This window comes from Pantoea sp. CTOTU46764 (genome assembly GCF_031974595.1).
Taxonomy (GTDB): domain Bacteria; phylum Pseudomonadota; class Gammaproteobacteria; order Enterobacterales; family Enterobacteriaceae; genus Pantoea; species Pantoea trifolii.
Map to the genome: position 1 here is coordinate 1 of NZ_DALYOQ010000116.1, position 5824 is coordinate 5824.

Genomic DNA, 5824 nt, shown 5'->3' on the forward strand with positions numbered 1-5824 from the left:
TAACCGTCAGCTGCTCGGCTGGCTGGTGGCCGAAGCGGGCGCAGCGCTGGATATCGAAACGGTGAAGCAGCAGCTGGGTGAACGTCTGCCGGCGCATATGCAGCCGGTCAGCTATCTGCTGCTCGACCATCTGCCACTCAGCGCCAACGGCAAGCTGGATCGTAAAGCGCTGCCGATGCCGCAGCTCAGCGCGCGCAGCGGTCGCCTGCCGCACAGCGCCAACGAGCGTCTGCTGGCGGATCTGTTACAGCAGCTGCTCGGTTGCGACAGCGTATTTGCCGATGACGATTTCTTCGCGCTCGGTGGTCATTCACTGCTGGCAATGCGTCTGGCGGCAGAACTGCGTCGTCGTGAGGTGCCGCCGCTCAGCGTTGGGCAGATCATCGCCGCGCGCAGCGTGGAGAAACTGGCGGCGCTGCTCGACGGCGGTGCCAACAGTGAAAGCGGTGGTAACGGCGAACTGCTGCCGCTGCGCGCTGGTCACGGCCCGACGCTGTTCTGCATCCATCCGGCATCCGGCTTCGCCTGGCAGTACAGCGCCCTGCTGCATTATCTCGACGGCGACTTCCCGATTGTCGGCCTGCAATCGCCGCGTCCACATGGCGTGATTGCCGCGTGTCACAGCGTGGAAGCGATGTGCGATCACCATCTGCAGGCGATTCGCCAGCAGCAGCCGAGCGGCCCTTATTTCCTGCTCGGCTATTCACTCGGCGGCACGCTGGCACAAGGCATCGCGGCACGTTTGCAGGCGCAGGGTGAAACGGTGGCATTCCTTGGCCTGCTGGATACCTATCCGGCAGAAGGTCAGGACTGGCGCACGCCAGATGCCGACGAAGCGGAACAGGAAGTGGCGCGCGAGCAGGCTGAATTTATGGCTGCGACCGAGGATGAGCGCGATCCGCTGCTGCGTGAAGAGAAGGCGGCGATGTTTAGCACCATCGTCGCCAACTACAAAGACGCGGTGGCGCGCCTCGCCGAAGCGCGCACCCCGCGTTATGCCGGCAACGCCACGCTGTTTATGGCGGAAAAAACCCTGCCGCCGGATATGGATGTAAGCGCCAGTTGGGCACCGTTCGTTGATGAATTAACCATCTTCCCGCTGGATTGCGAGCACGCCGATATTCTTTCGGCGGATTCGTTGAAGGTGTTAGGACCGTTGATTAATCGTTTGTTGGCAGGTTGAGGTTAGATACGTTTTTGTAGGGGCGTCATTTATGGCGACCGGCAACAACCGCGCATCATAGGGTCGCCATTAATGGCGACCTCGTTCACATACACTGGAGAATCATGGCTAAGCCCTCGATATTCTTAGATTTCAGTTTGCTCAAAAACAACGCATCGTTCCGCGCGATATTCTGCGCGCGCATGCTCTCGGTATTCGCCCTTGGCATGCTGGCGGTTGGCGTGCCGGTGCAAATTCAGGCGATGACCGGCTCCACGCTGCAGGTCGGCGTGGCGGTCATGCTCGACGGCATCGGCATGTTTATCGGCCTGCTGCTCGGCGGCGTGCTGGCCGATCGCTACGATCGCCGCAAGCTAATTCTGTTCGCACGCGGCACCTGCGGCATCGGCTTTGTGCTGCTCAGCCTCAACGCCTTCAGCCCAGCGCCGTCGTTGCTGGCGCTCTACTTCCTCGCCTTCTGGGATGGCTTCTTTGGCGCGCTCGGCATGACTGCGCTGATGGCGGTGATCCCATTAATCGTTGGACGTGAACATCTGGCAGAAGCCGGTGCGCTCAGCATGCTAACGGTGCGCCTCGGCGCGATTTTGTCGCCCGCGCTCGGCGGTATGATCATCGTCGCGGCAGGTGTCGGCTGGGCCTTTGCGGTCGCCGCGATGGGCACGCTGGCGACGCTGATTCCGCTGGTGCGTTTACCGTCGATGAAGCCCGAACAGCAGGAACCGGAGCATCCGCTGCGTGCGCTGGCAAGCGGCATGCAGTTTGTCTGCCAGCATAAAGTGGTTGGCGCGGTAGTGCTGGTTGGCTTGCTGCTCAGCATGGTTGGCGCGGTGCGTATTCTGTTCCCGGCGCTGGCGCTGACCTATCACGCCGATGCGTCCGCATTAGGATTGATGTACTCGGCGGTGCCGCTGGGCGCGATGATCGGTGCCTTTACCAGCGGCTGGGTGCGGCAGTTGGCGCGTCCGGGATTCGTGCTGATTGGCTGTGCGCTGCTGGCGTTTGCCTGCATCGCCTCGCTCGGCCTTTTTAGCCATCTGCTGCCCGCGCTGCTGGCGCTGGTGTGTTACGGCTACAGCAACGCCATCGCCTCGCTGTTGCAGTTTATGCTGACGCAGCATCACACGCCGGATGCGCTGCTGGGACGCGTCAACAGCCTCGGCACCGCGCAGGATGTGACCGGCGATTCCGTTGGGGCATTGGGCTTGGGTGCGCTGGCTCGCGCGTTGGCACCGCTGAGCAGCGTGCTATGGTTTGGCGGATTGGCGGCGGGATTGCTGGTGCTGCTGTCGCTGGCGGCGCGCGGTCTGCGCTCGGCGCGCCTCGGTGAACAACCGGACGCGCCACAACCCGCCACCGCCGATGCTTAACGGCTAAACTGCCGCTCGATGCTGCTGAGCATATTGCTGGCGCTGTAGTAATCGAGGCGGAAGGTGTCGTTACCTACGGCAAAGATGTCGTGCTGCTGTACTGCAGGCAGATGGGCGAGGAACGGATTCTTCGCCACCTGCGGCACGGTTTTTTCATCGGCGGCGAACAGTAACAGCGTGTTGCCGTTAATACCATCGGCCATGTTTTCGCCGTTCAGCTGAATAATGTCATTGCGCTTGCCCATGCTGGTGCTGCCCTGAAAACTGGCGGGCGGCGCGGCCAGCGTGAAGCCCAAATCCTGCAACAGCGCGCCCTGCGCCGATGCTGGCGTCCACAAGTTCATTCCGCGTCCATCTTCGTAATAGACCAGCGCAGAGGTCGGCTGCGGCGGCAGCGTGATCTTGTGACGCACCGCGTCTACCCGTTGGTCGAACGCTGCAATCACCTTTTTAGCATCGGCTTCATGGCCGGTAATCTCGCCCAGCTGCAAGGTCAATGCCTGCCAGCTCTTGTCGCCGTAATCGATCACTAACACCGGGGCGATGGTTTGCAGTTGATCGTAGAGGCGCAGCGCCGAATCGCCGCCGGTGGCAGCCATCACGATCAAATCTGGCGCTTCGGCGGCAATCGCTTCGGCATTCGGCTGCGAGATATAGAGCGGCTTAACCTGTCGCGCTTTTGCCACTGCGCTCCATTGCGTGAAAAAACCCTGCGCATCCGACACGCTGCTGCTGCGACTGGTAGCCCCGGATCCCACCAGCGGCGCGTTAATCGCCAGCAAAGTGCCACTCAACGTCACGCTGGTAGAGACAATACGCTGCGGCGGCTGTTGGAGAGTGAACGGGCCTTTCGGTGTGGCGAGAGTGCGCGGCCAGGCGGCGTCGGCATGTACATGGGTGCAAATGAAAAACAGGCTAAGTAGCAGAGAAAGAGCGGGGAAACGCATCAGGTTGTCCATCACTTGATAGTTGAGAATAAATATCATTATCAAAAATAAGTGCGGGTGCAAGGGAATTGTGCGTGGTTTCCCTCACCCTGGCCCTCTCCCGCAGGCGGGAGAGGGAATGTATAGGTGGGCGCGGTCGGCTCCCTCTCCCGCGCGCGGGAGAGGGTTAGGGTGAGGGACAAACCGCACCAGCTTACAACGAATATCGCGCCATCGGCGCCACATCCTTAATCACTCCATTAGCCTTCATATATTCACCAAACGCCTGATAGCGCGCCTGATCAAACTCTGCGCTATGCTGCGCGAAATACGGCAGCGTCGCCTGCCACACTTCGTGATTGAGCGGGGTATTCAGCTCGGGATAGTGTTTAATAAACGCCTGCCACGCTTCCTGCGGATGCGCGCGCAGCCACGCCACACCTGCATCCAGACCACGTAAAAACGCCGGAATGCGTCTATCCTGCGCGGCAGTTTTCTGGTTTGCCACAATGATCAACTCATCATAAGCAGGCACGCCGTAATCTTCCGGCTTGAACACCGTTGGCTTGGCGCCTTTGTCTTTCAGATCCAGCAGCTCGTAGTTGCGGAAGATAGTCATCGCGCCATCAATCTTCTGCGTCAGCAGCGCGGAGGTGCCATCCATATTCAGGTTGATAAGCTTCACCGAAGCAGCATCAACGCCCTGTGATTTCAGCATATTGTGAATCGCTACATCTTCGGTGCCCGGCACCGCGTAGCCGATGGTTTTGCCAGCGAAATCTTTTAGCGAGTGAATATCGCCTGACACCGTGGTCAGCGTATTCAACGGCTGATTAATCAACGTGCCGACGCGGATCACCGGCACCTCTTTATCCACCAGCGTGTAGAGCTGCGGCTGGTAACTGATGGCGAGGTCGACTTTGCCCGCCGCCAGCAGCAATGACACCGAAGCAGAATCGGCCGGCGCGATCATCTCCACATCCAGCCCCTCTTTCTTAAACGCGCCGCTGTGCTGGGCAGCAAAAATCGCCGCGTGGTTGGGGTTGATAAACCAGTCGAGCAGCAGACGAACTTTCTCCGCCGCCTGCACGTTAGCGGTCGCCAGCAGCAGCAACGCGGTCAATGCGATTCGTAGGGTATTCACGGTTCTTCCTTATGTAGATTGCCAGAGGAGTTTCTTACGCATCAGCGCCACGCTGCCCGAAAGCAGCAGCGCCAGAATCAGTAACAGCAGCAGTGCCGCGAAGCTGGTGGCGGTTTCCAGTCGCGCGTTGGATTGCATCATCAGATAGCCAAGCCCTTCGCTGGCGCCGACCCATTCACCAATCACCACGCCAATCGGCGCCAGCACCACCGCCATCTGCAGGCCGGAGAAAAATTGCGGTAACGCGGCGGGCCAGCGCACGCGCCAGAAGATGCGGAAGCGCGATGACGTGCTGGTTTGCGCCAGTTCCAGCCAGCCGCTGGGCGTGCGGCACAGCCCATCGAACAGCGATAAGCAAAGCGGGAAAAACAGGATTAAAGCCGCTACCACCACTTTCGAGGCGATACCAAAGCCGAGCCACAGCACCAGCAGCGGCGCAAGGGCAAACACCGGAATCGCCTGGCTGGCGGTGACCAGCGGAAACAGCACACGACGCAGCAGCGGACTGGCCGCCATCAGCACCGCCAACGTCACGCCCGCGCCAACGCCCAGCAGCAGCGCCAGCACAATTTCCGCCAGCGTATAGAGCGCGTGATGCCACAGCAGTTGACGATGCAACCACAGCGCTTCAAACACCGCCTGCGGCGTGGGCAGCAGGAAGGTTGGCACGCCGCTGTGACCCGCCAGCAGCCAGCCGCACAGCAGCACCACGATCAGGTAGATCGCGCTAAACAGTGTTTTCATGGGTATTCAGTCGGGAGAAGAGTTGAGCCTGCGCCTGCAGCACGTCGGGATGATCAAACGCACGCGGCGCGTCACCGCCGGGAACCGGCCAGCTTTCGATGGCCAGCGGCTGGCCTTGCAGCAGCAGAATGTCATCGGCCATGCGGCACGCTTCCAGCGGATCGTGCGTCACCAGCAGCACGGTTTTGCCTTGCAGTAATTCGGCAGTCAGCGTTTGCAGGCTGAGTTTGGTCATCACATCCAGCGTGGCGAAAGGTTCATCCATCAGCACTACGTCGCGCTGCGCATAGAGCGTGCGTGCCAGCGCCACGCGTTGCCGCATGCCGCCCGAAAGTTGCTGCGGCGGCGCATGCGCCACGTCGCTGAGTTTCACCTGCTCGAGCAGTGCCAGCGCGCGCGGACGATCCGGCTTTTCGCCGCTGAGCCGCGCCGACAGCATCACGTTGTCGAGCACCGTCAG

The 5824-nt window shown here is 60.7% G+C and carries 6 protein-coding genes; 2 read left to right on the plus strand and 4 right to left on the minus strand.

Translation table 11 applies throughout. The features are described from left to right. Together RTM06_RS22420 and entS are read left to right on the plus strand one after the other, a co-directional pair. Window positions 1–1183, plus strand: a 1183-nt coding sequence (locus RTM06_RS22420; RefSeq protein WP_312184756.1) for a thioesterase domain-containing protein, incomplete at its 5' end; no start/stop codon positions are given. Between the two features lie 104 nt (window positions 1184–1287). Next, window positions 1288–2550: an enterobactin transporter EntS gene (gene entS, locus RTM06_RS22425; protein ID WP_256698518.1), complete on the plus strand. Its 1263-nt coding sequence runs from the start codon at window positions 1288–1290 to the stop codon at window positions 2548–2550. Here entS and fepB read toward each other — a convergent pair. The 4 genes from fepB to RTM06_RS22445 form a co-directional block, all read right to left on the minus strand. Then, window positions 2547–3497 (minus strand): Fe2+-enterobactin ABC transporter substrate-binding protein, encoded by a 951-nt coding sequence (gene fepB, locus RTM06_RS22430; protein WP_312184757.1) that lies wholly within the window; start codon window positions 3495–3497, stop codon window positions 2547–2549. The two genes, entS and fepB, sit on opposite strands and share 4 nt — an antisense overlap. A 193-nt stretch (window positions 3498–3690) precedes the next feature. Then, window positions 3691–4620 carry an ABC transporter substrate-binding protein gene (locus RTM06_RS22435; RefSeq protein ID WP_312184758.1) on the minus strand — a complete coding sequence of 310 codons (930 nt, stop codon included), beginning with the start codon at window positions 4618–4620 and terminating at the stop codon, window positions 3691–3693. Between the two features lie 9 nt (window positions 4621–4629). Beyond that, a complete protein-coding gene (locus RTM06_RS22440) occupies window positions 4630–5364 on the minus strand; it encodes an ABC transporter permease (RefSeq protein ID WP_312184759.1) in 735 nt (244 codons plus the stop codon). Further along, on the minus strand, window positions 5348–5824 hold a 477-nt coding region (locus RTM06_RS22445), incomplete at its 5' end, for an ATP-binding cassette domain-containing protein (protein ID WP_312184760.1). The genes RTM06_RS22445 and RTM06_RS22440, both read right to left, overlap by 17 nt.